24 protein-coding genes and 1 pseudogene are annotated in these 25,876 nt (G+C 64.5%); 14 read left to right on the forward strand and 11 right to left on the reverse strand.

Annotation, left to right across the window (positions count from 1 at the left end):
• Positions 1–65: 65 nt before the first annotated feature.
• From OPU71_RS03680 to OPU71_RS03690, 3 genes are read left to right on the forward strand one after another with little or no spacing between them, the layout of a single operon-like run.
• Positions 66–1,601: a DUF4118 domain-containing protein gene (locus OPU71_RS03680; RefSeq protein WP_267725023.1), complete on the forward strand. Its 1,536-nt coding sequence runs from the start codon at positions 66–68 to the stop codon at positions 1,599–1,601.
• Positions 1,598–2,287 carry a response regulator gene (locus OPU71_RS03685; protein WP_267725025.1) on the forward strand — a complete coding sequence of 230 codons (690 nt, stop codon included), beginning with the start codon at positions 1,598–1,600 and terminating at the stop codon, positions 2,285–2,287. Before OPU71_RS03680 ends, OPU71_RS03685 begins: the two co-directional genes overlap by 4 nt.
• Before the next feature lie 25 nt (positions 2,288–2,312).
• Complete coding sequence (locus OPU71_RS03690) at positions 2,313–4,196, forward strand: potassium transporter Kup (RefSeq protein WP_267725026.1); 1,884 nt, start codon at positions 2,313–2,315, stop codon at positions 4,194–4,196.
• A 6-nt stretch (positions 4,197–4,202) separates the two neighbouring features.
• Here OPU71_RS03690 and OPU71_RS03695 read toward each other — a convergent pair whose 3' ends face one another.
• The 3 genes and pseudogenes from OPU71_RS03695 to OPU71_RS03705 form a co-directional block, all read right to left on the reverse strand.
• On the reverse strand, positions 4,203–6,020 hold the full coding sequence (locus OPU71_RS03695) for a GGDEF domain-containing protein (RefSeq protein ID WP_267725027.1): 1,818 nt from the start codon (positions 6,018–6,020) through the stop codon (positions 4,203–4,205).
• A 238-nt stretch (positions 6,021–6,258) separates the two neighbouring features.
• On the reverse strand, positions 6,259–7,653 hold the full coding sequence (locus OPU71_RS03700; protein WP_267725028.1) for a phosphomannomutase/phosphoglucomutase: 1,395 nt from the start codon (positions 7,651–7,653) through the stop codon (positions 6,259–6,261).
• 58 nt (positions 7,654–7,711) lie between these two features.
• Positions 7,712–8,620, reverse strand: a pseudogene (locus tag OPU71_RS03705) (hydrolase); the annotation flags it as partial.
• Between the two features lie 194 nt (positions 8,621–8,814).
• Between OPU71_RS03705 and OPU71_RS03710 the strand changes: the two are divergent.
• Positions 8,815–9,636 (forward strand): hypothetical protein, encoded by an 822-nt coding sequence (locus OPU71_RS03710; protein WP_267725030.1) that lies wholly within the window; start codon positions 8,815–8,817, stop codon positions 9,634–9,636.
• On the opposite strand, the gene OPU71_RS03715 is transcribed toward OPU71_RS03710, so the two are convergent.
• The 4 genes from OPU71_RS03715 to OPU71_RS03730 form a co-directional block, all read right to left on the reverse strand.
• Positions 9,606–10,037 (reverse strand): YybH family protein, encoded by a 432-nt coding sequence (locus OPU71_RS03715; protein ID WP_267725031.1) that lies wholly within the window; start codon positions 10,035–10,037, stop codon positions 9,606–9,608. The genes OPU71_RS03710 and OPU71_RS03715 overlap by 31 nt on opposite strands.
• Positions 10,034–11,056 carry a lipopolysaccharide heptosyltransferase II gene (gene waaF, locus OPU71_RS03720; protein ID WP_267725032.1) on the reverse strand — a complete coding sequence of 341 codons (1,023 nt, stop codon included), beginning with the start codon at positions 11,054–11,056 and terminating at the stop codon, positions 10,034–10,036. The genes OPU71_RS03715 and waaF overlap by 4 nt, the downstream gene beginning before the upstream one ends.
• Positions 11,057–11,133: 77 nt before the next feature.
• Complete coding sequence (locus OPU71_RS03725) at positions 11,134–11,334, reverse strand: zinc-finger domain-containing protein (protein ID WP_267725034.1); 201 nt, start codon at positions 11,332–11,334, stop codon at positions 11,134–11,136.
• 12 nt (positions 11,335–11,346) lie between these two features.
• Positions 11,347–12,267 carry a branched-chain amino acid transaminase gene (locus OPU71_RS03730; protein WP_267725035.1) on the reverse strand — a complete coding sequence of 307 codons (921 nt, stop codon included), beginning with the start codon at positions 12,265–12,267 and terminating at the stop codon, positions 11,347–11,349.
• A 135-nt stretch (positions 12,268–12,402) separates the two neighbouring features.
• On the opposite strand from OPU71_RS03730, the gene OPU71_RS03735 reads away from it, so the two are divergent.
• The 3 genes from OPU71_RS03735 to OPU71_RS03745 all read left to right on the forward strand — a co-directional run bounded on the left by OPU71_RS03735 (position 12,403) and on the right by OPU71_RS03745 (position 14,620).
• Positions 12,403–12,849, forward strand: a complete 447-nt coding sequence (locus OPU71_RS03735) for an NUDIX hydrolase (RefSeq protein ID WP_267725037.1) — start codon at positions 12,403–12,405, stop codon at positions 12,847–12,849.
• A 12-nt stretch (positions 12,850–12,861) separates the two neighbouring features.
• Positions 12,862–13,968: a tRNA 2-thiouridine(34) synthase MnmA gene (gene mnmA / locus OPU71_RS03740; protein ID WP_267725038.1), complete on the forward strand. Its 1,107-nt coding sequence runs from the start codon at positions 12,862–12,864 to the stop codon at positions 13,966–13,968.
• A 292-nt stretch (positions 13,969–14,260) separates the two neighbouring features.
• On the forward strand, positions 14,261–14,620 hold the full coding sequence (locus tag OPU71_RS03745; protein WP_267725039.1) for a hypothetical protein: 360 nt from the start codon (positions 14,261–14,263) through the stop codon (positions 14,618–14,620).
• A gap of 9 nt (positions 14,621–14,629) precedes the next feature.
• On the opposite strand, the gene OPU71_RS03750 is transcribed toward OPU71_RS03745, so the two are convergent.
• Positions 14,630–16,099: a wax ester/triacylglycerol synthase family O-acyltransferase gene (locus tag OPU71_RS03750; protein ID WP_267725040.1), complete on the reverse strand. Its 1,470-nt coding sequence runs from the start codon at positions 16,097–16,099 to the stop codon at positions 14,630–14,632.
• Between the two features lie 95 nt (positions 16,100–16,194).
• Here OPU71_RS03750 and OPU71_RS03755 point away from each other — a divergent pair, with 95 nt between their 5' ends.
• A complete protein-coding gene (locus OPU71_RS03755) occupies positions 16,195–16,452 on the forward strand; it encodes an acyl-CoA-binding protein (protein ID WP_267725042.1) in 258 nt (85 codons plus the stop codon).
• A 40-nt stretch (positions 16,453–16,492) separates the two neighbouring features.
• Here OPU71_RS03755 and OPU71_RS03760 read toward each other — a convergent pair whose 3' ends face one another.
• Positions 16,493–16,774, reverse strand: coding sequence for a polyhydroxyalkanoic acid system family protein (locus OPU71_RS03760; protein ID WP_267725044.1), 282 nt, complete (start codon positions 16,772–16,774; stop codon positions 16,493–16,495).
• A gap of 87 nt (positions 16,775–16,861) precedes the next feature.
• Here OPU71_RS03760 and OPU71_RS03765 point away from each other — a divergent pair, with 87 nt between their 5' ends.
• Positions 16,862–18,541 (forward strand): long-chain-fatty-acid--CoA ligase, encoded by a 1,680-nt coding sequence (locus OPU71_RS03765; RefSeq protein ID WP_267725045.1) that lies wholly within the window; start codon positions 16,862–16,864, stop codon positions 18,539–18,541.
• Positions 18,542–18,761: 220 nt separating this feature from the next.
• Here OPU71_RS03765 and OPU71_RS03770 read toward each other — a convergent pair whose 3' ends face one another.
• Positions 18,762–19,112 carry an ArsR/SmtB family transcription factor gene (locus OPU71_RS03770; protein WP_267725046.1) on the reverse strand — a complete coding sequence of 117 codons (351 nt, stop codon included), beginning with the start codon at positions 19,110–19,112 and terminating at the stop codon, positions 18,762–18,764.
• Positions 19,113–19,246: 134 nt separating this feature from the next.
• Between OPU71_RS03770 and OPU71_RS03775 the strand changes: the two genes are divergently transcribed.
• From OPU71_RS03775 to OPU71_RS03795, 5 genes are all read left to right on the forward strand, one after another.
• Positions 19,247–20,272, forward strand: a complete 1,026-nt coding sequence (locus OPU71_RS03775) for an efflux RND transporter periplasmic adaptor subunit (protein WP_267725048.1) — start codon at positions 19,247–19,249, stop codon at positions 20,270–20,272.
• A gap of 10 nt (positions 20,273–20,282) precedes the next feature.
• A complete protein-coding gene (locus tag OPU71_RS03780; protein WP_267725049.1) occupies positions 20,283–23,498 on the forward strand; it encodes an efflux RND transporter permease subunit in 3,216 nt (1,071 codons plus the stop codon).
• Between the two features lie 17 nt (positions 23,499–23,515).
• Positions 23,516–23,734, forward strand: a complete 219-nt coding sequence (locus tag OPU71_RS03785) for a YgaP family membrane protein (protein ID WP_267725050.1) — start codon at positions 23,516–23,518, stop codon at positions 23,732–23,734.
• A 79-nt stretch (positions 23,735–23,813) separates the two neighbouring features.
• Positions 23,814–24,242 (forward strand): thioredoxin TrxC, encoded by a 429-nt coding sequence (gene trxC / locus OPU71_RS03790; protein ID WP_267725052.1) that lies wholly within the window; start codon positions 23,814–23,816, stop codon positions 24,240–24,242.
• Between the two features lie 37 nt (positions 24,243–24,279).
• On the forward strand, positions 24,280–24,732 hold the full coding sequence (locus OPU71_RS03795) for an OsmC family protein (RefSeq protein WP_267725054.1): 453 nt from the start codon (positions 24,280–24,282) through the stop codon (positions 24,730–24,732).
• A gap of 247 nt (positions 24,733–24,979) precedes the next feature.
• Here OPU71_RS03795 and OPU71_RS03800 read toward each other — a convergent pair whose 3' ends face one another.
• Positions 24,980–25,780 (reverse strand): glycine zipper 2TM domain-containing protein, encoded by an 801-nt coding sequence (locus OPU71_RS03800; RefSeq protein ID WP_267725056.1) that lies wholly within the window; start codon positions 25,778–25,780, stop codon positions 24,980–24,982.
• Positions 25,781–25,876 lie beyond the last annotated feature (96 nt).

Genomic DNA, 25,876 nt, shown 5'->3' on the forward strand with positions numbered 1-25,876 from the left:
TTTTGCATCGTGTTTACCTCATTCGCATTACGCTCGGAATCAACCCATTTCTGGAGATGTTGAACTTGAACCCGCGCCATGCCTTGGCTGGATCACTGCAGTCACCCCGCTGGCTGGGCTTTGTCATGGCCTTTGTGCCAGTGCTGCTGGTCAGCGCAGGGGGCGTTCTGGCGGTACCGCATTTTGCGCTGACCAATCTTGCCATGCCTTACCTGCTCGGGGTGGTTGGCGTGGCGGTCAGGTATGGCATTGCGCCCGCCGTGCTGTGTGCGGTGGCCAGCGTGGCGGCGTTTGACCTGCTGTTCGTGCCGCCGCGATTCTCCTTTGCCGTGCATGACGCCGAGTACCTGGTCACCTTTGTGGTCATGCTGGCGGTGGGGCTGGTTGCTGCGCACCTGGCTGCCCGCTTGCATGACGAGGCCGCGCGGGCCACCGCGCGCGAGCGCGATACGGCAACGCTCTACCTTGCGGCTGAGCGGCTGGCCGGGGCCTTCGCGCCGGCGCAAGTGGCGGAGACCGTGCAACACGTGTTGCACGAACAGCTCGGCGCGCGCGCGCAGTTGTGGCAGAGCAATGCGAACGAAGCGCCCACCGCAATTGGCGGCGCGCTGCCGCCTGCCTGCGTGCCCTCACGCGCGCTCGACCTCGCGCTTGAATCCGAGGCCCCGTTCGACTGGGCCGATCCGCCCGCACTGGAGCGCGATCTGCGTGTGCAACCCTTGCGTGTTGCCGGGCGATTGCGCGGCATTCTGGTGGTGGAGTTGCCGCCGCGTGCGGCGCACGATGGTGCGCGCGATCTGGTCGCCGCGATGGGGCTACTGGTGGCTACCGCCCTTGAGCGCCTGCACTTTGTGGACGTGGCGCAGTCGGCAAGCGTCGAGATGGCGCGCGAGAGACTGCGCAACACCATCCTTTCGGTGCTGTCGCACGACATCCGGACCCCGCTCACCGTTCTGGTCGGGCTCACCGATTCGCTTTCTGCCTCGCCGCTGGCGGGGGCAGATGCAACCCGCAAGACCCTCGCGAGTCTGCGCGAACAGGCCTTGTCGCTGAACGAATTTGCCAATGACCTGATCGACATGGCGCGGCTGCAAAGTGGCGCAAGCCTGCGCCGTGAGTGGGAATCGATTCAGGAGATCGTTGGCGCAGCCGTGGCAAGCCTCGATGCCCGCTTGAGCAGCCATCTGCTGGAACTGGATGTGCCCTCTGATCTGCCGCTGGTCGAGTGCGACGCGGTGCTCGCATCGCGCCTGGTGGCCAATCTTCTGGACAACGCCCAACGCTATACCCCGGCTGGCAGCACGATCCGTGTCTGTGCGTATGTAACGCCCGGCCAGATGCACCTGAGGGTGGCAGACAACGGCCCCGGCCTTCCGGCGGGTGGCTCGCAGGCGCTCTTCGAGCCCTTTGCCCGCGGTCAGCGCGAAGGCGGGCCATCGGGCTTGGGGCTTGGTCTGGCAATCTGCCGCGCAGTGGCTGAGCTGCATGGCGGGCGGGTTGAGGCCTTGCCGAACAGTCCGCAGGGCTGCATCTTCGAATGGGTGATGCCGCGGCGCGAAATGCCGGTGATCGAGGCCGAAACCCAGGAGGGCGCCGCATGACGACGCCGCAGACCCTGATCATGGTGGTGGAAGATGAGCCACAGATCCGCCGCCTGGTGGCTGAGGCCGTGCTGGGCGAGGGCTACCTGGTGCACGAGGCGGCATCCCTGCAGCAGGCGCTGACCGATGCGGCCAACCGCAACCCGGAACTGGTGGTGCTCGATCTGGGTCTGCCGGACGGCGATGGCGTTGAATTCGTACGCCGCTTCCGCGACTGGTCTGCCGCGCCGGTGCTGATCTTGTCGGCGCGCCACGATGAAGTGGTCAAGGTGGCTGCGCTCGATGCCGGCGCCGACGATTACCTGAGCAAACCCTTCAGCCTGCCGGAGCTGCTGGCACGCGTGCGCGCGCTGCTGCGCCGGCAGTTGCGCGCCCAGGTGCCGCAATCGATCGTCACCTTCGGGTCGGTCGTGCTCGATGTGGCCCGGCAACAGGTCAGCCGCGGCGGCGAACCGGTCCACCTCACCCCCACCGAATACAAGTTGCTGGTGGCGCTGGTGGCGGGGCAGGGGCGGGTGCTGACACACCGGCACCTGCTGCGCGCGGTATGGGGCCAGGCCTACGCCGAGTCGGCGCACTACCTGCGAATTTATCTTGGCCACCTGCGGGCAAAGCTTGAGGACGACCCCGCACGGCCGCGACATTTCATTACCGAAACTGGGGTTGGCTACCGCTTCCTTGCCTGAAGCGCGCTGATCCGGAAAGACATCAATGCCCCACAACAATGAACGCAGTACCCCTGCAGCACTGACCCTCGCGGCGCTTGGCGTCGTCTTCGGCGATATCGGCACCAGCCCGCTCTACGCAATGAAGGAAGCCTTCGCGCAAACGCACTACCCGCTGGCGGTGACGCCGGAAAACATCCTCGGCATCCTTTCGCTGATCGTGTGGACGCTGATCATCGTGGTGACGCTCAAGTACGTGGTACTGGTGCTGCGCGCCGACAACCACGGCGAGGGTGGCGTCGTGGCGCTGCTTGCGCGGGTGGTCGAACGCTCGGGCGACCGGCCGCGCAAGAAGGCGATCGCGATTGCGCTGGGCCTTGCCGGTGCCGCGCTGTTCTACGGCGACGGGGTGATCACGCCGGCGATCTCGGTGCTCTCTGCAGTCGAAGGGCTTGAGGTGGCCACCCCGGCGATGAAGCCCTTCGTGGTGCCGATCGCGCTGGGCATCCTGATTGCGCTGTTCCTGCCGCAACGGCGTGGCACCGCGAGCGTGGGCCGCATCTTCGGGCCGGTGGTGGCGGTGTGGTTCCTCGCGCTGGCGGTGATCGGGGTGTCGAACATCTTGCGCCATCCCGAAGTGTTGGCAGCCTTGTCGCCGACCTACGCGATCGGCTTCTTCGTCAGCAACCCGATGGTTGCGTTTCTGGCGCTCGGCGCCGTGTTCCTGACGGTCACCGGCGCCGAGGCCTTGTACGCCGACATGGGCCACTTTGGCGCCCGCCCGATCCGCGTGGCCTGGCTCGGCTTTGTCATGCCGGGCCTGTTGCTCAACTACTTCGGCCAGGGCGCGGTGCTCATTGCCGACCCGGCGGCGGTGAGCAACCCCTTCTACCTGTCGGTGCCTTCGTGGGGGGTGCTGCCCTTGGTGGCGCTCGCGACTGCCGCCTCGGTGATTGCCTCGCAGGCCCTGATTACCGGGGTGTATTCGGTCACGCGCGAACTGGTGCAGCTGGGCTATTGCCCGCGCATCGCGATCCAGCACACCTCGGGCGCGCAGATGGGGCAGATCTACGTGCCCTTCATGAACTGGCTCTTGCTCGCGCTGGTGCTGGCGGTGGTGGTGGGCTTCCGCTCTTCAACCAACCTGGCCGCGGCGTACGGCATTGCGGTGTCGATGACGATGGTGATCACCACCTTGCTGGCTTTCTCGGTGTCGCGGCGCGACTGGAACTGGCCGACCGCGCTTGCAGTGCTGGTGTGGGGGCCCTTGCTGGCGGTGGAATTGGCCTTCTGTGCGGCGAACGCCACCAAGATCGCTGATGGCGGCTGGTTCCCGCTGGTGTTTGGCGGGCTGCTATTCACGCTCCTGTCCACCTGGCGCCGTGGCCGCGAACAGTTGGCGCGGCGCAGTGAAGACGAAGGGATTCCGCTTGTGCCCTTCATCGAAGCGCTGGTGGCGGACCCTGCCCTGGCGCGGGTGCCCAGCGCGGCGGTGTTTCTCTCGCCGCGCTGCGATACCGTGCCGCGCGCCTTGTTGCACAACCTCAAGCACAACATGGTGATGCACGAGACTACGGTGTTCGTGAGCGTGGCCTTCATGCAGCAACCTCGTGTGCCGGATTCGCAGCGGGTGCTGGTGGAGCGCATCGCTGCCGGTTGCTGGCGCGTGAAGCTCTACTTCGGTTTCATGGAAGAGCCCGATGTTCCAGCGGCGCTTGAGTGGTGCGCCGAGCAGGATCTGGCGCTTGAGCCGATGCGCGTCTCCTACTTCCTGAGCCGCGAAACCTTGCTGCCAACGCCGGGCGAGGGCATGGCCCTGTGGCGCGAGCGGGTCTTCGAGTTCATGTTCCGCAATGCCACCAGCGCGGCGGCATTCTTCAATCTGCCGCCCAATCGCGTGGTGGAACTGGGGAGCCAGGTCGAGATCTGAGCGCCTTCAATCGGCCTTGGCGAGGCGGTCGCGGCCGGCCTGCTTTGCTTCGTAAAGGGCGAGGTCGGCGCGGCGCAAGGCGTGGGTCAGGCCTTCGCCCTTGCGCACGCGTGCCACCCCCATGCTGAAGGCGACTCGGTGGCCGGACGGGAGCCCCGCCGCATGCATGCCGGCCACCGCAGTGCGCATCCGCTCGAACACCGACTCCTCGGCGCCGGGCGGCGCAACCGGCATCACCAGCAGCCACTCTTCGCCGCCGGCGCGGCCGAGCATGTCGTCGGGGCGGATCGCGCTCGCGGCTGCCTTGTAGAAACCGCGCAGCACCGCGTCGCCCACGTCGTGGCCGAAGCTGTCGTTGATCTGCTTGAAGTGATCCAGATCCAGCAAGGCGATCACCGCGTTGTCGCCTTCGCCGCTCGGGCGCGCGATGATGACCTCGGCAAACTGCATGATTGCGCGGCGATTCGGCGCACCGGTCAGTTCGTCTTGCAGCGCGAGCACCTTGAATTGCTGCTTGAGCGCAACCTGGCGGCGTAGCAGCACCACGCCACTGATCAGCGCGATGACCGCTGCTGCGAGCCCGCCGGCCAGCGCCAGCTGGCGCGCGCGCTGGGTGGCGATGGTGGCGTCGTTGAGCTGCTGCGTGAGTCGCAGTTGCTTGTTTTCCGCCTCGCGGCGCTGGGTTTCGAAGCGCACCGTTAGCTCGCTCAAGGCCTGCGCCTGCCGGCTGTCGAACTGGATGCGCTGGGTCCGCAAGACGCGCTCGTTGGCGGCGTAGGCGGCCTCGAAGCGGCCGAAGGCCGCGTTCACCAGGGCATCGGTGCGCCAGTAAATGGCTTCGTCTTCGGTGGTGCCGGTGGCGAGCAGGGTGGCCTTGGCGCTTGCCAGCGCGGGCCATGCCGCCGGATCGTGTTGCAAGGCGAGCGCGTGGGCAAGCCGGGCGTCGGTGCGCGCTACCGCAATCGTGTTCTGGCCCGCTTCCAGCACCGGGCGGGCTTGTTTGAGCAGTGTCGCCGCTTCGCGTGGGTTTCCTTGTTCGAGCAGCAGCGGTGCGAGTTCGCTTTCGGCGAAGGCAACGCCCATGTCGTCGCCGATGCGGCGGCTCAGCTCGATCGACATTCGCAAGGCGCGTTCGGCATCGCCCCTGTTCTCGCGCGAGCGCTCGACCGCCCCCAGCTCGTAGTAAATCGTTGCTGCAAGGTAGGCCTGGTGCGCCGGGTCTACCAGTTCCAGCGAGCGCATCCGTTCGCTGGTGCCGCGTTTGATGTCGCGCAGGCGGTCGTACAGCGTGGCGGACTGGTAGCGCAGTTCCGCTTCGCGCGCGCGGTCGCCGCGTTTCATGAACTGGGCCAGTGCGGCTTCGAAGTGCGGCACCGCATCCTGGTGGCGCTGCATGGTCCGGGCCAGCGACCAGCCGTACTGCGCACGCACGATGGCCTCGGCGTCGGCATCGCCGCCACGGGCCGCCGCAGCAAGCGCCAGCTCAAAGGCGCGCAACGCGGTTTTGAAATCGCCCTCGACTGCAGACATTTCCCCATCGACTGCGTGCAACAGGGCCTCGGCGGTGGCGTCGTGCAGCTCGGTGGCCAGTGGCAGGGCCTCGGCGAGCGCCGGGCGGGTAAGGTTGGAATCGCCGATCAGGTTGTAGGCCATCGCCACCAGGGTCAGCGATTCGAGCAGCGTTTGCTTGTCGCCGTTCTTGCGCGCCGCCTCGGCTTGGGCAACCGCGTCACTCGCTGCCGTGTAGGGGTTGTCGTCGAGCTTGCCGCGCAGTTTGAGGGCGTCGGTTGCCCAGGCGGCGCTTGCCGCCAACAGGGCCAGCATCGCGCAAGCAGCGCGGAGGCAACGCAGCGATCGGGTAAGCCTGTTCATGCAGCAGCGCCTGACGGGGTGAGGAGGCTGCCCCAGTATGCCCGCTGCCGGGCGCGAGGTGAATCGTTTGTGTGGGCCTTAGGGAAGGCCTGAATAAGTGGCTGCGACGGCGCATCGCTGCGTTGCGGCGTGCTCGCTCGCGCGCCGCGCCTTGCGCTGCATCCCTCTCGCTCACTCATTCAGACCTTCGTTAACGGGTGGCGCGCGTCAGGACGTCCAGCGCCAGATCGGGCCAGACAGCCTTGAGCGCAGCCGCGAAGGCTGCCTGGATGCGTGCGAGCGCGGCGTCGTTGTCGGCCTCGAAGCGCAGCACCGCAACCGGTGTGGTGTTCGATGCGCGCACCAGACCGAAGCCGTCGGCAAATTCAACGCGCAGCCCGTCCAGCGTCACGCGCCCGGTCTCCCCCGCGAAACGGCCTGTGCCGACGAGCGCTTCGAGCAGCCGTGCCGGCTCGCCTTCGCGCATCCGGATATGCAACTCGGGCGTGCTCACCGCGTTTGGCAGGGCCTTGAGCGCCGCGCAGGCGTCCGCGCTGCGCGAGAGGATTTCAAGCAGCCGGGCGCCGGTGTAGAGCCCGTCGTCGAAGCCGTACCAGCGTTCCTTGAAGAACATGTGGCCGCTGAGTTCGCCTGCCAGTGGTGCGCCGGTTTCAGCCAGTTTTGCCTTGACCAGCGCATGGCCGGTCTTCCAGATCAGCGGCTGGCCGCCGTGCGCGCGAATCCACGGATCCAGGTGGCGGCTGCATTTGACGTCGTAGATGATCGTGCCGCCCGGCACGCGCGCCAGTATGTCTGTGGCAAACAGCATCAACTGCCGGTCGGGGTAGATGATCTCGCCATCCTTGGTGACGACGCCGAGCCGGTCGCCGTCGCCGTCAAAGGCCAGGCCGACTTCCGCATCGGTGTCGCGCAGTGCCGTGATCAGGTCGCGCAGGTTGTCGGCTTCGCTCGGGTCGGGGTGGTGGTTGGGGAAATCCCCGTCCACCTCCGAGTACAGCTCGACCACCTTGCAGCCCAGGCGCTGGAACAGCGCCGGCGCGGTGTTGCCGGCGGCGCCGTTGCCCGAATCGAGCACCACCGTCATTGGCCGCGCGAGTTTGATGTCGGACGCGATGCGTTCGATGTAGTCGGCGCGCACGTCGGCGTAGCTGAGCGTGCCTTGGCCGTCGGCGAAGTCGCCCTCGATGATGCGCCGCCGCAGGTCTGCAATCTCGGCACCATGCAAGGTGTGGCCCGCCAGCACGAACTTGAGGCCGTTGTACTCGGGCGGGTTATGGCTGCCGGTGATCGATACGCAGGTGTGCGTGCCCAGATGATGCGCGGCAAAGTAGGTGATTGGTGTTGCAACACAGCCAATGTCGATGACATTGGTGCCGGTGCTCAGGACGCCTTCGGCGAAGGCGGCGACAAAGGCGGGGCCCGAGTGTCGGCCATCGCGGCCAAGCACTACCTGGCCTTGCCCGGCCGCACGGGCTGCGCTGCCGAATGCCCGCCCGATCTGCCGCACGACGTCCACCGTCAGGGTTTTGTCGACGATGCCGCGCACATCGTAGGCCTTGAAGATTTCTGCTGCGGGGACCTGCATTGCTTGCTCCTGATGGGTCAGGCCGTGGCCTGGGGTGAAAACCGTGGGCGCCGCGCGCTCAAGCACCGTGCTCGAAGAAGTGCAGCAGCCGGCGCGGCAGCCAGTCGATGCGGCCGGGGAAGGGGCCTTCGACAAAACCGACGTGGCCGCCCTGATCGGTCAGTTCAAAGCGCATGTTCGGCCCCAGTTGATCGGGGCGCGGATAGACCGAGCGAGGAATGAAAGGGTCGTTGCGCGCATTGAGCACCAGCGCCGGCAGCGTGATCTGCGGCAGCAGCGGCTTGGCCGAACAACGCGTCCAGTAGTCTTCGGTGCCCGCGAATCCGTGCAGCGGAGCGGTGACGACGTTGTCGAACTCGTACAGATTGCGCGCACGCTGCATCCGGGTTCGATCGAACACGCCGGGAAAGCGCGCCAGTTTCTCCTGGCTGCGCGCCTTCATCGTGTTGAGGAAATTGCGTGTGTAGAGCCGGTTGAAGCCCTGCGCCAGATGATGGCCGCAGGCAGTGAGATCCAGCGGCGCGCAGACCGACGCCACGCTGCGCACCACCGCGGCGGCCTTTGAGCCCTCGCGCGCGGCCCAGACCAGCAGGGCGTTGCCGCCGAGCGAAACGCCCGCTGCATAGCGGGGCAGGTCGGCAAATTGCGTCGCGAAACGGCGAAGAATCCAGTCGATCTCTTCGGCATCGCCCGAGTGGTAAGCCCGCGCGAGGCGGTTGGGTTCGCCCGAGCAACCGCGAAAGTGCGCCACCGCGCCGTTCCAGCCCTTGCGATGCAGTGCGCCAAGCAGGGCGCGCGAGTAGTGGCTGCCGCTTGAACCTTCGAGCCCGTGAAACAGAACAATGAGCGGCCGGCCTGGTCGAATGGCCAGCAAGTCGACGTCGATGAAGTCGCCGTCGGGCGCTTCCCAGCGCTCGCGACTGAGCGGGGGCAGCGGCGGCTTGATCGCCAGCGGCCAGATCGTCTGGGCGTGGCTGCCCGGTAGCCACGCTGGCGCGCGGTAGGGGGGGGGGAAGCGGTGGGCTGAGCGGGGTCATTGCGTGTGGACGGTGGCACGAATTGCATCGTCGGGTATCGGATGATGCCACCGTGCCCGCGCCGCATGACGGCGCCGATCGCTGCCGGCAGGCTTGTCGCCACGAATGTGTCTCGGAGGCAACAATGAACTCACCTGTCTTGCGTCACCACGCGCCCTTGGGCGCCGTGCTTCTGATCATCATCGCGCTGGTTGCGGCGGGGCCAATCCACACCCCGGCGGGCTATCACGACTTTGCCGACCAGCGCATGCTGGGCCAGTTGCCGCGCGCGGCCGACGTGTTGTCGAATCTGCCCTTCCTGTTTGTCGGGCTGCTCGGCCTACTGGGCATCGGGCGCGGCCGCTGGTTGAGCGGGCCGGTGGCTTGGTCGCTGCGTGCGTTCTTTCTTGCGATTGCCGCCACGGCGGTGGGTTCGCTCTGGTATCACCTGCAGCCGGAGGATGCGCGCCTGGTGTGGGATCGGCTGCCGATCGCACTGGCCTGCGGCGCACTGCTGGCCGCCGTGCTGGAGGAATGCACTGCGCTGCGGCCGCCGTTTGGCTGGCTCGTCTGGCTGCTTGGCGCGGCGGCAGGGAGCGTGGTGCTGACCAACGAGGCGCTCATGCTCGCACCGGGTGATCTGCGCGCCTACCTTGGCTTGCAACTGGCCTTGCTGATCGTGGCGCCGCTGCTGCAATGGCGCGCCGGGCTGGCCTGGTCACAGCGGCGTCTGTGGTTGGCGGCAGTGGCCAGCTATGTGCTCGCCAAGCTGCTGGAAGTGGCGGATCTGCCGGTGCTGGAGATGACGGGCCTGCTCAGCGGTCACACGCTCAAGCACTTGCTGGCGGCGCTCGGCGCATGGTTCGTATGGCGAGCCTACCGGCTGCGAGCGCTGGCAGGGCCGGCTCTGGAACGCGACGCAGTGCGTCCGCCGGCTCAGTGGACGACGCGCGGCGTGTCGTCCTGAAAACTGCCTGCCGTCTCGGGCGAGGGCGACGCGTGGTGCATTGCAATGCGCCAGCCGTAAGGGCCGCGCACATAGACATTGGTGGCGATGATCGGCGGCGGGATGCCGTCTTCGCCTTCAATCACCACATGCTGCAAGACGCTGCGCACCGCCAGCATCGGACTCGAATGAAAGATGCCGTGGTGCACCCGCAGCCGTAGCCGCAAGCCGCTCTCGAAGAGCTGCTTCCATGCGTCGCGAATTGCGTGCAGGCCTACCAGGCGGCCGCCGCCCGGGTGGATGCAGACCACTTCCTCTCCCTCTGACCACAAGGCCATCAGCGCCTCGAGATCGCAGCGGTTGAAGGCGTCGTAGAAGGCTGCTTCGGCGTCTTCGACGCTGGCGTGAAAATCCGGATTCATGCGCTGACTCCATCGGCGAGCAGGGCGCGCGCTTGCGCTTCAACCTGCTCTGGGCTGATCTTGTTGAGGCAATCGAGGTGGCCGAGCGGACATTCCCGCTTGAAGCAGGGGCTGCAGGCCAGTTTGAGCCACACCACCGCGGCACGGTCGGAAAGCGGCGGCGTGTAGTTCGGGCTGGACGAGCCGAACACCGCCACCAGCGGTGTGCCGAGCGCCGCGGCGACATGCATCAGCCCCGAATCGTTGGTAACGGCAAAGCGCGCGTGCGCCAGCAGATCAATCGCTTCGCCCAGCGAGGTGCGGCCGCACAGATCGCGCGCCGCCCCGTTTGAGAGGCGGACGATCTCTTCGGCTACCGGCACATCTTTCTTCGAGCCGAGGATCCATACCGGCGTGCCGTCGGCCGCGAGGCGACGCGCCAGCTCGGCGTAGTGGCGTTCCGGCCAGCGCTTGGCGGGGCCGTATTCGGCGCCGGGGCAGAACACCACCGGGGTGCTTGCGGTCGCGAGCTCGTACTTGGCGAGCGTTGCGGCGATCTGCGCTGGCGTGCGCAGCAGTGCCGGATTCGGCAAGGGGCGTTCGAGCGTTGCGCCCGCCGCCTCGGCAAGCTGGGCGTAGCGCTCCACCTGCAGCGGCAGCGCTTGCTTGTCGAGCTTGTGCGCGCGGTTGATCACGCCGTAACGCGCTTCACCGATAAAGCCGACGCGGACCTTGATACCGGCAAAGAAGGGGATCAGTGCCGACTTCCACGAGTTGGGCAGCACATAGGCTTCGTCGTACTCACCGGCCAGCGAACGGGCCAGCTTCCAGCGCCCGACCGGTTCAAACGCGCCATGCCCGAAGGGGTTGCTGATGACCTTGCGGATCTGCGGCATCGCCTGCATCGCCGGCGCGACCCAGGCGGGTGCCAGAGCGTCGATCACCACGCCGGGGCGGCGCGTTGCCAGGCGCATCAGCAAGGGCTGGGCGGCAACGCAGTCGCCGATCCAGTTCGGCGTGACGATGAGGATTCGAGTCATGGTGCTCACAATGGAAAACGGGGGCCGTAGCCCCCGATCCGCAGCGCGTGTCGGGGGCAACCGCCACCCGAGCCCGGTCAGTGGTGTCCGCTCGGACGTTCGCCGGTGAAGCTGTACTTGGCGCCGCAATACGGGCAAGCGGCTTCGCCGGTTTTCAGCACATCCAGAAACACGCGCGGGTGCCGTGCCCAGAGCGGTGCGTCGGGCATCGGGCAGTGCAGCGGCAGATCCTTTGCTGTAACCGCGATCGGCTGATTCTTGTCCTGATTCTCGGGCATGTTCAAAACCCCTTAAACGTAGGCGAGCCAGTCTTTGTGCTCGGGCAGGCGGCCGTTGACCAGATCGAAGAAGCGCGCCTGGATCTTCTGCGTGATCGGGCCGCGTGAGCCGCTGCCGATCTGGCGGTTGTCGAGTTCGCGGATCGGCGTGACTTCAGCGGCGGTGCCGGTGAAGAAGGCTTCGTCTGCGATGTAGATATCGTCGCGCGTCAGGCGGCGGGTGCGCACTTCGAGGCCCAGATCCTTGGCCAGCGTGTGCACCGTGGAGCGGGTGATGCCGGTGAGCGCCGAGGCGATTTCCGGCTCGATGATCACGCCATCCTTGACGATGAAGAGGTTCTCGCCTGCGCCTTCGGCAACGAAGCCTTCGGTGTCGAGCAGCATTGCTTCGTCGTAGCCGTCTTGCGTGGCTTCGAGGTTGGCGAGGATCGAGTTTGCGTAGGTGCTGGCGAGCTTGGCGCGCGGCATCGTCACGTTCACATGGTGACGCGCGAAGGACGAGGTCTTGACGCGGATGCCGCGCTCAAGGCCGTCTTCACCCAGGTAAGCGCCCCACGGCCAGGCGGCGATGGCGACATGCACCGTGGCGCCGCGGGTCGAAATGCCCATCTTCTCCGAACCGTAGAATGCGATCGGGCGCAGGTAGCAGCTTTCGAGCTTGTTTGCGCGCACGACTTCCTTCTGGGCCTCGTTGATCGTCGTCTTGTCGAAGGGGATCTTCATCATGTAGATGTGGGCCGAGGTGAACAGGCGATCGGTGTGTTCCTTGAGGCGGAAGATCGCGGTGCCAGTGTCGGTTTTATAGGCGCGCACGCCTTCGAAGACAGACAGCCCGTAGTGCAGTGAGTGCGTGAGCACATGCGTGGTGGCTTCGCGCCACGGCACGAGCTTGCCGTCAAACCAGATAAAACCGTCGCGGTCGGCCATCGACATGAGCATTCCCCCTTGGAGTTTGATTTGTTGCTTCGCCTGCGGTCGGCGAAAAGCGTGATTTTAGCTGATTCCGCGCTTGCACCGGCAGCCCGCCGTGCTCGCGTTAAAATGCGCGTTTTCCGGTCGGAGTTCGGCATGGCTTGGAATCCGCATGTCACCGTTGCTGCGGTGGTCGAAAATGAAGGGCGCTTCCTCTTGGTAGAAGAGGAAACCGATCACGGAGTACGCCTCAACCAGCCGGCGGGCCATCTGGATGAGGGTGAGTCGCTGCTTGCCGCGTGCGCGCGCGAGGCACTGGAAGAAACGGCCTACCGCGTTGCACCGCAGGCCTTGATCGGCGTGTACCAATGGCCGCGCCCCGATGGCGAGGTCACCTACGTGCGCTTTGCCTTTGCCGGCGTGAGCACCGGTTTTGATGAAGGCCGCAAACTCGATACCGGCATCCTGCGTGCGCTGTGGATGACGCGTGACGAACTTGCAGCCTGCCCAGAACGGCATCGTAGCCCGCTGGTTTTACGCTGCATTGATGATTACCTCGCCGGCCAGCGCTACCCGCTGGAACTGATCCGGCATTACGACTGAAGAAGAGACAGCATGAGCAACGGAAAGAAAGTCGTCGTCGGCATGTCCGGTGGCGTGGATTCCTCGGTCGCGGCGCTGCTGCTCAAGGAGCAGGGCTACGAAGTCATTGGCCTGTTCATGAAGAACTGGGAAGACGATGACGACGACGAGTACTGCTCGACGCGGCAGGATCTGGTCGACGTGGCCTCGGTGTGCGATGTGATCGGCATCGATCTGGAAGTCGTGAACTTCTCGTCTGAGTACAAGGATCGGGTGTTCGCCGACTTCCTGCGCGAATACGAAGCCGGGCGCACGCCGAACCCGGACATCCTGTGCAACAGCGAGATCAAGTTCCGCTGTTTCCTCGACCATGCGATGCAGTTGGGTGCCGACAAGATTGCAACCGGCCACTACGCGCAGGTGCGTGAGTGGCACAACGACAATCGTAGCGAGTTCCAGTTGATGAAGGCCGAGGACGGCACCAAGGACCAGAGCTACTTCCTCTACCGCCTCAACCAGGCACAGTTGTCGAAGACGGTGTTCCCGCTTGGCCACCTGTACAAGCGTGATGTGCGCCAGATCGCCGAGAAGGCCGGCCTGCATGTGTTCGACAAGAAGGATTCGACCGGCATCTGCTTCATCGGCGAGCGCCCGTTCCGCGAATTCCTGATGCGCTACCTGCCGACCAAGCCGGGCGAGATCCGCACGCTCGACGGCGACAAGGTGATCGGCGAACACCAGGGCCTGATGTACCACACCATCGGCCAGCGCAAGGGCCTGCACATCGGCGGCATCAAGGGCAATGATGTGGCTGGCGAACACGACGCCTGGTACGCGGCGGTGAAGGATGTGAAGAAGAACGTACTCTACGTCGTGCAAGGCCATGATCACCCTGCGCTGCTCAAGGAGCGGCTGGAAGCGATCGACCTGAACTGGATCTCTGGCGAGCCGCCGCGCACGCACTGGGTCTACACCGCCAAGCCGCGCTACCGCACGCCGGATGCACCGTGCGAGATCGATTCGCTGTCGGCGGATCGGTGCGAGATCGCCTTTGCCGCGCCGCAGTGGGCGCTGACGCCGGGCCAGTCTGTTGTGGTGTACGAATCCCGCGTGTGCCTGGGTGGCGGCATCATCGCTTGATGTCTGGAGTGCTCACCGCCAGCCCCGTTTGGCGCTGGCGGTGGCTGCGTCGGTGGTGCTGCATGCGGTGCTGCTGACGCGGCCGTTTGACCGGCGCCTGCCGTCGCCTGCACCTGTTCGGCTTCACGCTTCGCTGCGATTGAATGAATCTCAGCCCGTAGTGCTTGGGGTGACGACACAGTCCTCGGCGGTTGCAAAGCGAGCCGGACCCGCGCCCACTGGTCCGGGCCGCAAACCGATGGTTCGAACAAGGCCGGCGCCGCCGGGGCAGCCGCACGCAGCAGAGGTCAGGGTGCCCACCGAAGTACCGCCCAGCGGCGAAGACCTTGCGGCCAGCGCGCGGGCGAGCATTGGCGCGGTGATGAAAGAGATGGCGCGGCAGGAAGGCAGCCTCGATCCGAAGCGCGGACACATGCCGGCCGCGCCTGCAGCACGGCGTGACGCGATTGCGCTTGCGCTGGAAAAGCGCTTCGGGCGTCCGCTGCCCTTCCTCGAAGAAAGCTCATGGACGGCGCCGGAGGGCGGCATGGTGTGGCGCATCAAGACTGAGCAGGGCGCATTTTGCCTGATGGAAATGCCGCCAACCGCGATGATGTCGGCCCCCGGGCAGGGCGCGGGCAAGACCTTGATGGTGCCCTTGCCCTGCAACTGAGGCGCTGCTTCAGTGCTCGCCCAATTCTGCCTTGATGTGTTGCTCGACCTCGTGCGGATGCTCTAGGCGATCCCACGGCTCCATCAGCACCAGCCACATCAGTTTTTCGAATTCGCCGCTGAATCGTTTGATGATGTTCTCGGGGTCGGGGCAGTGCTTGTGATCGGTGATCAGGCCGAACTGCACGTTCCCGTTGTACGAGAGGATGCTGACGCCCATGCCGATGTTGCCGCTCTGCGGCACCCACACCATCAGCTGCGACACGCCCGATCCGGCGAGGAACAAGGGGTTCTGCGGGCCGGGCACATTGGTCATCACGGCGCTGGCCTTGTTGGCCAGCAGATCAAGCGCTTCCTGCTGCACGATCTTTGGCGCCATGCCGGCGACGCCGAGCAGGGCGAAGGCGACGGCCGCCTGGTAGGAATGCTTGAGCGCTTCCATCCTGCGTTTGGTGTCGTACAGGCGTTCGAGCGGGTTTTCCACGCCCACCGGCAGCTCCAGTGCAACCAGCCCGAAGTGGTTCCCCAGCTTGCTGGCTTGCCCAGCCGGGCGAAGGTTAACCGGCACCATGGCTCGCAGTTCGACGCCATCCACTTCGTCACCGCGCTCTTGCAGGTAGCTGCGCAAGGCGCCTGCGACCGATGCGAGCAAGAGATCATTGATTGAACAGCCAAGCACCTTGCCGACGGCCTTGATGGTGGGGAGCGGCATCGGTTCGGACCATGCTACGGACTTGGCAACACCCGCCTTGCCTTTGAAGCGGGTCGGAGAATCGTTGGGCATCAGCGCAAGCTTGGCCAGCTCACCCGCGAAAGCGGCGCCCATGCGGGCATGGCTTACCGCCTTGCCCGGATTCATCAACAGATCGAGATAACCGAACCACAGCTTGCTGCCGACCGAGAGCGAGTTGAGCCACGCCTCGGTCGCGGGGCTGAACACTTTCCACCAGAACTGGTCATCGTCGTGTGCTTCGATGTGCGGCTTGCGTTTGCTGGGGTGCGGCAGGCCCAGCGGCGCGTCGGCACGCTCATCGGTGAGCGAGAGGATCACCCCGATCAGCGCGATGCCATCGGCAATGCAGTGGTGGATGCGTACCGCCATCGCATTGACGCCGGCGGGGGTCTGGATGACCTGCATCTCCCACAAGGGGCGATTGGGGTTGAGTGGCTCACTGGCGAGATCGGCGACGTGTGCCTTCAGTGCATCAAGGTCACCCTTGCCTGGCAGTGTTACCGGGTGCACATGATGGTTGATGTTGAAGTCGTCGTCGTCCTCCCAGTAGCAAGCGGTGAAGGTTTGCGTGACGCGCTGCCGAAAGCGCGGGTAGCGATCGATCATCCGGATCTGCAATGTGTCCCGCAAGCGCTGCAAGTCGAGCGGTTTGTCGAACACCATCACACCTAGAATCTGCATCAGGTTGCTGGGTCGATCCATCCGCAGCCATGCGGTGTCGACACTCGACATCTTCTCGCGCGCCATTGATTCCTCTCCTCGATTTTGGGCGCAATAATACGGCTGCGGCGCGTTTGCGTCGCCCGATATTGTCGATGCATGACCAAAACAAGGAGAAAGCGATGAGCGACCTGAAGGCGCAGTTCGAAGCGGCAGTGGCTGATTCCAAGACGCTCACCGAGCGGCCCGACAATGCAACGCTGCTCAAGCTCTATTCGCTCTTCAAGCAGGCGAGCGAGGGGGACTGCGAGGGCAAGCGGCCCGGTTTCACTGATCCGGTTGGTCGGGCGAAATACGATGCATGGGCCGCGATCAAGGGTACGAGTCAGGACGATGCCTGCACCCAGTACATCGAACTCGTCAAATCGCTGAAGGGGTAAATCGAGCAGGAAACGGCGGCATGTGCCGCCGTTTTTTTGTTCAGGCCTCGCCGAATTCGGCGTCGAAGAACTTGTGGATTTCCGCTTCCAGGGGGCCGCGGAATACTGCGAGCAGGAAACCGAGCTTCATCCGGATCTCGACGGCATCGCCATCAAGATCAAGCTGGCCGGACAGGCCTGAACGTGCGAAGACCAGGGTGTCGTCCTGCCATTCGTAGTCAAGTTGGTGTCTTTCCCTCAGGTCGGCCGCGACGCGTTCGGCTGCCTCCCGTGCTTGTGCGGGGCTGAGGGTGTGGGTGCGTCGGATATGGATCTCGCTCATGGTGGGGCTGGAGTGTGCGCCAATGGCGATACGGCTGCCAAGTGAGCGCCAGAAAAAACAATCGGGGACAAACGGAGGAGGGGAAAGATGGAATCGATCTGGTTGAAAAGCTACCCGAAAGGCGTGCCGGCAACGATTGATGTCAATGCTTTCAGTTCGGTGGTGGACATCTTCGAGCGCAGTGCGAAGCGCTTCGCGGACAAGGTGGCCTACATCAACATGGGGGTACGGATCACTTACCGGGAACTGGACCAGCAGACAGCGGCCTTTGCGGGTTACTTGCAGAATGACCTGGGGCTGGTGCCCGGTGATCGCGTTGCGGTGATGATGCCCAATTGCCTGCAGTACCCGATCGGCGTGTTCGGCACGCTGCGGGCCGGCTGTGTAGTGGTCAATTGCAACCCGCTGTACACCGTGCGCGAACTGCATCATCAACTGAAGGACTCTGGCGCACGCGTGATCGTGGTGCTGGAGAACTTTGCACATACGGTTGAAGAGGCCATCGTCGGTACCGCGGTTGAGAAGGTGATCGTGACCGGGCTGGGCGATCTGTTTCCGGGCGCCAAAGGGGCGATCGTCAACCTGGTCCTGAAGTATGTGAAAAAGATGGTGCCGCACTGGAACATTCCAGGTGCCGTGCGGCTGAATGGAGCCTTGCGGCGTGGCGCGGGAACCGGCTTCAAACCGGTTCCGCGGACACTCGACGATATCGCCTTCCTGCAGTACACCGGCGGTACCACCGGGGTATCGAAAGGCGCCATGCTCACGCACCGCAATATCGTGGCCAACGTTGAGCAGGCCTACGCATGGCTGGCCTCCGCGGTGGTGGAAGGCGAAGAGTTGATAGTCACCGCCTTGCCGCTTTATCACATCTTCTCGCTTACGGCGAACTGTCTGACCTTCATGCGGATTGGCGCAGCCAACCTGCTGATCACCAATCCGCGTGATATTCCAGGCTTCGCCAAGGAACTGGCGAAGTACCGATTCACTGCCATCACCGGCGTGAACACCCTGTTCAATGCCTTGATGAACAACGATGATTTCCGTGACCTGGATTTCTCATCGCTCAAGCTCACGCTTGGCGGCGGCATGGCGGTGCAGCGCGCCGTGGCCGAGCGTTGGCAGAAGCTCACCGGCATGCCGCTGCTTGAAGCCTATGGCCTCACCGAAACCTCACCCGCTGTGACAATCAACCCGCTGGATCTGCCGGCCTACAACGGCACTATCGGGCTGCCGGTTCCGTCGACCGAGGTGTCGATCCGTGACGACGCGGGCGTTGAAGTGCCGCTTGGTCATCCGGGTGAGCTTTGTGTGCGGGGGCCGCAGGTGATGGCTGGCTACTGGCAGCGTCCGGACGAGACGAAGAAGGTCATGACCAGCGATGGATTCTTCATGACCGGCGACGTGGCGGTGGCGGACGAGCAAGGCTTCTTCCGCATCGTTGATCGCAAGAAGGACATGATCCTCGTCTCGGGCTTCAACGTTTATCCAAACGAAATCGAAGACGTTGTAGCAGGCCATCCGGGTGTGCTTGAAGTGGCTGCGGTGGGCGTGCCGGACGAGAAGTCCGGTGAGGCGGTAAAGCTGTTTGTGGTGGTGCGCAACGAAGGCGTTACCGAGGCAGCGCTGATTGCATACTGCCGGGAGCGACTGACCGGCTACAAGGTGCCCAGCCAGGTGGAGTTCCGCACCGAACTGCCGAAGACCAACGTCGGCAAGATCCTGCGGCGCAGTCTGCGGGACGAAGGCATGGCCAAGCGGGCCTGATGTGCTGCATCGGTGCGTCCGCGCGTGCTTGTCGCGGACGTATCGATGCACCGCATGAATGGTTTGGCCGACGGACAATCCACAGAAGCTGTGGGTGGATCTGTGAACAGGCTGTGGATAAGTACGCGATGGGCGCATCGGCCGGGCGCCGCGTCGGTTTGCCTGTTTTCTGGGCAATCCCCACGCGCGAGGCAGCAGTGCCCGCCCGGTGGCGCCGCGATCAGGCGTTGCGAAGCTTGCGGCTGTCCATCAGGGCTTGATGTAGCTCCAGGCCTTTTTCCAGTTCGCGCGCGACCGAATCGCAAACCAGCGAGCAAAGGTCGTAAATCGCCGGATCGGCGACGCTGATGACGGTGGTCGTGCCACGCGGCGTGCGGGCGACGATACCCGCGTCGGCAAGTACACGCAGGTGCTTCGACACATTCGCCTGGCTGCATTGCGCGATCTCGGTGAGTTCACCGACCGAGCGTTCCGATTCGCGTAAGGCGTTGAGGATACGCAAGCGTGTCGGGTCTGAGAGGGCGCGAAAATACAGCGCGACGCGGTCGATGGCTTGTTCGGGCAGGGCCATGGGGCAGGAGTCCATTTTTAGTCGTGTGTCCGAAATATATCCCAGTGGTTATCAAGCGAACAAGTCTTGCAAAGATCGCTTAGTGGTTATATCGTGATAGCAGACTTGAACGCATTCAACGAGGACAAGCTGCAATGACGATGCGAAATTTGCTCTGGCTGTTGTTGGGGATCAGCGGCGCCGCCATGGCGGCAGATGCCCTGCCGACAGCCGTGGTAACCCGATCGCCGGCCGCAGGCAGTTATGTGGCGGACGCTACGGTGCAGGCGGTGCGGCAAAGCGTGGTGGCGGCGCAGGTTCAGGGCAGGGTGCTGCAACTGGCGGTGCGTGCCGGCGACGTCGTGAAAGCGGGCCAGGTGCTGGTGCGGCTGGACGATCGCGAGCTGGGTGCGGCCGAAGCCTCCAGTAACGCCGCGATCATGGAAGCGCAGGCGAATCTGGCGAAGGCCGAACTGGATCACAAGCGCAACCAGTCGCTGGCAAAGCAGAACTTTGTCAGCCCCTCGGTCGTCGAGCAGTCCGATACGCAAGTCAAGGCGCTGCGTGCCCGCGTCGAGGCGCTTCGCGCCGGGGCCGGCGCAGCCACGGCGACGCGCAGCCACGCGCTGATCACCGCACCTTATGACGGCGTTGTGGCGGCCACCCATATCGAGGCCGGCGACATGGCGATGCCCGGCAAACCGATCGCGACGCTGTTCCAGCCCGGCGCTTTGCGCGCGGTGGCGCATCTGCCGGAATCGCAACTGGCCGCGGTGAAGGCTGGCTTGGCCAAGCAGTCCGCCGTTGAACTTGAGCTTGGCGGCCAGACCGTTGTGTCGCAACAAGTCACCGTGCTGCCTTCGGCCGACCCGAGCACCCGAACCACCGAAGTCCGCATTGATCTGCCCGCCAGCGCAAAAGCGACGCCGGGCCAGTTTGCGCGCGCGCGCTTTGCGGTCGGCGAGGCGCAGCGCCTTGCGATTCCGCAAGCTGCGGTGCTCAAGCGCGGCGAACTGACGGCGGTGTACGTCAAGGGCGCGGATGGCCGCTTCCAGCAGCGCCAGATTCGCGCGGGCGAACGCCTGGCTGATGGCCGTATTGAAGTGCTCGCAGGCTTGAAGGCCGGCGAGGCGGTGGCGCTCGATCCGGTGAAAGCCGGCATCGCGGCGGCAGCGAAGTGAGAGGCGCGTGATGAGCGAATCTACTGATCGACTCGGCGTGTCCGGCCGCATTGCGGCGATGTTCCAGCGCAATGCGCTTACGCCCTTGCTGGCGCTGGTCCTGCTGCTGCTTGGCATCTTCGCTGCCGCGATTACGCCGCGCGAGGAAGAACCGCAGATCAACGTGACGATGGCCAATGTGCTGATCCCCTTCCCGGGGGCGTCGAGCACCGATGTCGAGCGCCTTGTCGCGGGGCCGGCCGAGCAGGTGCTCGACCAGATTGCCGGCATCGAACATACCTATTCGGTGTCGCGCCCGGGTCTGGCGATCCTCACCGTGCAATTCAAGGTGGGTGTGCCACGTACCGAGGCGCTGGTGCGCCTCTACGACACCCTGCACAGCAACCGCGACTGGCTGCCCGCCGGGCTCGGCGTGATGGAGCCGATCGTCAAGCCCAAGGGCATCGACGATGTGCCGATTGTGGCGCTGACGCTTTGGACCAAGGATCAGGACGCGAGCGCGTTCGATCTGGAACGCGTGGCACATGGGCTTGAGGCGGAGATCAAGCGTGTCAAGGGCACCCGCGAAGTCAGCACGATTGGCGGCCCCGGCAATGCGGTAAACGTGTGGCTGGATGCCGATCGCTTGTCGGCGCTGGGCATGTCGGTCGGCCAGATCACGCAGGCCTTGCAGGCCCGCAACCTGGTGATGCCGGGGGGCGAACTGGCGGCTGACAATCGTTTGTTGCATGTCGAGGTGGGCACCTATCTGGCCGACGCCCGCGAGGTCGCCGACGTGGTGATCGGCAGCCGTGGCGGCAAGCCGGTCTATCTGGCCGACGTGGCGCGGATCGAGGCCGGCGCGCCGATGCCGGGCCGTTATGTGTGGCATGGCTTGGGGGGCAAGGCGCCCGCTGAATACCCTGCAGTCACGCTGCAAGTGACGAAGAAAGCGGGCGAGAACGCGGTGGATGTGGCGCGCGCGGTGACCGAGCGTGTCGATGCCCTGCACAACCAGTTGATCCCCGCGAACGTTGAACTCACGGTCACACGCAACTACGGCCAGACGGCCGACGACAAGGCGAGCAAGCTGATCCAGAAGCTCGCGTTTGCTACGCTGTCGGTGATCGCTCTGGTGTGGCTTGCACTCGGCCGGCGCGAAGCGGCGATCGTGGGTGCGGCGGTGATCCTGACGCTGGCGGCGACGCTGTTCGCCAGCTGGGCCTGGGGCTTTACGCTCAACCGTGTATCGCTGTTCGCGCTGATCTTCTCGATCGGCATCCTGGTCGATGACGCGATCGTGGTGGTCGAGAACATCCACCGCCACCGCGTGCTGGAGCCCGGAAAGCCCCTGTGGGAGATCATTCCGCAGGCGGTTGATGAAGTGGGCGGCCCGACCATCCTGGCCACGTTGACGGTGATCGCCGCGCTGCTGCCAATGGCCTTCGTCACCGGTTTGATGGGGCCCTACATGAGCCCGATCCCGATCAACTCGAGCATGGGCATGCTGCTCTCGCTCGCGATCGCCTTCATCGTCACGCCCTGGCTGGCCAACAAATGGCTCGGCGCGCATCACGGCGGCGAGGTTGACACCCATGCCGGCGATCACGCCGAGGGCAAGGTGATGCGTCTCGCCCGCAAGCTACTCAGCCCCTTCCTTGATCCCGAAAGAGGCAAGCGTGCGCGCCGCAAATTGTGGGCGGGTGTGGCGGGCGCCATTGCCATCTCGCTCGCCTTGCCGGTGATGCAGTGGGTGGTGCTCAAGATGCTGCCCTTCGACAACAAGAGCGAGTTTCAGGTGGTGGTCGACATGCCGCCCGGCACGCCGGTCGAAGACACGGCCGCGGTCTTGCGCGAGATGGGCGCGGCGCTCGCCAAGGTGCCGGAAGTTACCGACTACCAGGCTTACGCGGGCACTGCGAGCCCGATCAACTTCAACGGCCTGGTGCGCCAGTACTACCTGCGGGCGGCCACTGAACTGGGCGACATCCAGGTGAACCTGGCGGATAAGCACCACCGCAGCCGCAAGAGCCATGAGATCGCGCTTGCGGTACGTCCCGAACTGCAGGCCATCGCGAAGAAGCACGGCGCGCGGGTGAAGGTGGTGGAAGTGCCGCCCGGCCCGCCGGTGATGAGCCCGATCGTGGCCGAGGTGTACGGCCCCGATGAGGCCGGCCGCCGTGCGGTAGCGAAGAAGGTGCTGGCAGCCTTCGAGGGCACCGCCGACATCGTCGATACCGACTCCACGGATAACGCTGCTTCGCCGCAAGTCACGCTGCGGATCAAGCAGGGCAAGGCGGCGCAGCTGGGGGTGAGCCAGGCACAGATTGCGCAGACGCTCTACGCCGCAGGGCAGGGGGCCGAAGTGACCTACCTGCGCGATGGGCAGAGCAAGTACGCGGTGCCGGTGCGCTTGCAGGTGTCGCCCGACAAACTCTCGAATCTCGATGCGCTGCTCAAACTGCCGGTGGCCACCGCCGATGGCCGCACCGTGCCGCTTGCCGATCTGGTGGACGTTCAGCACGGCGAGCGCGACCGTGTCATCACGCACAAGGATCTGATGCCGGTGACCTACGTGGTCGGCGACATGGCCGGCAAGCTCGACAGCCCGCTCTACGGCATGTTCGCGATCCGCAGCAAACTGAATGATCTCAAGCTCGACGAGGGCGGCACCCTGGGGCAGACCTTCATCCGCCAGCCCGACGACGCGTGGCAGGGTTACGCGATCAAGTGGGACGGCGAGTGGCAGGTCACCTACGAGACCTTCCGCGACATGGGCGCCGCTTATGCGGTGGGCCTGATCCTGATCTATCTGCTCGTGGTCGCGCAGTTCAAGAGTTACATGACGCCGCTGGTGATCATGGCGCCGATCCCGCTCACCATCATCGGCGTGATGCCCGGCCATGCCCTGTTCGGTGCGCAATACACCGCCACCTCCATGATCGGGATGATCGCGCTGGCCGGCATCATCGTGCGCAACTCGATCCTGCTGGTCGACTTCATCAACCTGCAGGTTGCCCAAGGGGTGCCTTTCCGTGAGGCGGTGATCCGCTCGGCCGGCGTGCGCGCGCAGCCCATCGTGCTGACCGCCGTGGCCGCGATGATGGGCGCGCTGTTCATCCTCGACGACCCGATCTTCAACGGACTCGCAGTGTCGCTGCTGTTCGGCATTGCCGTGTCCACCCTGCTCACCCTGGTGGTGATTCCGATCCTGTACTACGCGCTCAACGCGCGCCGTTTTCCCTGAAATGAAGGAGTAATCCCATGACGACCGAACGCCTTATCCGCATCATCGCCGGCACCTTTGTCCTGCTCTCGCTTGCGCTGGGCATCCCCGGCAGCCCGATCTTTGTCAGCGAGTGGTTCCTCGCCTTCACGGCCTTTGTCGGTATCAACCTGCTGCAGAGCGGCATCACCCGCTGGTGTCTGATGGAAGACATCCTGACGAAGCTGGGCGTCAAGCGTGGCGGCATCCACGGCTGATCTTTCAAAGCGGCGCTTTGGCCATATCTGGCAGGGTGACGCCGTGTTGCTTCGCAACTGATTGAACAAGAGAACATCCATGCAAATTGTTTGCCCTCATTGCACCACCTTGAACCGCGTACCGCCAGAGCGCATTGGCGATGGCCCGAACTGTGGCCAATGCAAGCGCCCCCTGATCACCGGCGAGCCGGTCGAGCTGACCGAGGCAAACTTCGATGCCTTTGCCAACAAGAGCGATCTGCCGGTGCTGATCGACTTCTGGGCGGCATGGTGCGGGCCGTGCAGAATGATGGCGCCGCAGTTTGCCGCGGCGGCGCGCGAGATGATCGGTGAGGTGGTCTTCGCAAAGCTCGACACTGAATCCAATCAACGCATCGCTGCTCTGTTCAACGTTCGCAGCATTCCAACGCTTGCCATGGTGAAAGGCGGGCGCGAACTGGCCCGCGAGGCCGGCGCCCGCCCGGCCGCAGAGATTGTGCGCTGGGCGCGCAAGGCAGCAAGCCTTTGATCATGCCGTTGGAAACCCGTTTGCCAAGGAGTGAGTCATGAGTGATGCCGGTTTCAAGCTGCGCTTGACGCAGCAGAAGGACTACCAGTTCCTCGTCGAATTTCTCGACACCGAGATTCCGCCGGTCACGACCGACGAGCCGCCGCCCTTGGGCGAGAACGCGGGGCCGAACCCTTCGCGCATGCTGGCGGCGGCGGTGTCGAACTGTCTTGCGGCGAGCTTGATGTTTGCCTTGCGCAAGTTCAAGAACGAGCCCGATCCGGTGACGGTGGATGTCGAGGTGAGCATGGCGCGCAACGAGTCCAAGCGCTTGCGGGTGGGCGCGGTGGATGTCGCAATCAAGTTGGGCAAGCCGGGCGCCAGCTTTGAGCATCTGGACCGCGTGCTGGCGCAGTTTGAAGAGTTCTGCGTGGTGACACAGAGTGTGCGTGACGGGTTTGCGGTGAATGTAACGGTGAGCGATTCAGAGGACGTAGTACTGAAAGCGTGATCCCCAGCTTCTGTTGAACAGCCTGTGGATATCGGCCTAACAGTTGCGCTAAGTCACTGCCGCATAAGGGGAATGACTCCGTTGCACAAAAAATGGGCAAGGAGCCGCAGCCACCTTGATTTCTGTCCCCACAGACTGGGGGTCAAGCTGTGGATTAGTCCTGTACTGCCGTGACAAGTAACTGATGTTAAAGAAAAAAGTCGGCTTGCCTAATAAATGAGCACGCCGACTTTTTCGTTGCCATGCTTCAGAGCATGGCGGATGAAGCGGTCTCGGCACGGCCGACGATCACGCCGTTCTCGACCCGCACCCGCTCACCCGTGTGCCATGTCGTAGCCGTGGTTTGCGTCAGGGTTTTGCGGCTCCCATCGTCCATCCGCACGGTGACTTCGTAGTGGCTGGTTTTGCGGATCTGCTTTTCAGCCTGGTGACCCGCAATGCCGCCAAGGATTGCGCCGCCGATCCGTGCGAGCTGCTTGCCTTGTCCTTCACCAACCTGATGGCCGAGCACGCCACCGAGCACGGCGCCGCCCACGGCGCCAAGGCCACTGCCTTCGCCAGCTTGCTCGACTGCCTGCACGTTTTCGACAACCCCGCAGTCGTAACACTGCGCGACCGTGACTGCGCGGGGTTTGTCGTCTGGGGTCCGCGTTGGAATCGCGCGGGGCGCGGCCTCAGCCTCAGTTGCACGAACCGGTGCCGTCTTCTCGCGATGTGCCTCAGGCTTGTGCGTTGGCGCGGGCTTGCTGGCGGGTTTGGGTGCCGGTTTTGTGTTTGCGGGGGGCGTCGCGGCGCTTGCCGGTACGGCGGCTTGCGGCACGGTGACAGTGGCTTCGCCAGCGCTGGCGATCGGTGCCGCAAGTGGCGGCGGTGTCACTGCGGCGCTTGCAGCATTGGCCAAGGGGTCGGGCGTTGGCTCAAGCAGGCGTGCCGGGATCATGCCGGTAAGCGCTGCGATGCCGGTGAGGCTGAAAAGGCTAACTGACCCGGCGGCAACCCACATCATCGGATGCATGCTGGGAGGTTTGACTGCGTGTGCGTTTGTCATGAAGGGCTCCGGTATTTGGGCTTGCTTTCACGATAACGCGCCTGTCGCCGCTGGGCAGACAGGCTTTACCAGCGCTTACATGTGTGTCGCTCGCGA

Origin of the sequence: Niveibacterium sp. 24ML, assembly GCF_026586805.1 — a bacterium.
Lineage (GTDB): Bacteria > Pseudomonadota > Gammaproteobacteria > Burkholderiales > Rhodocyclaceae > Niveibacterium.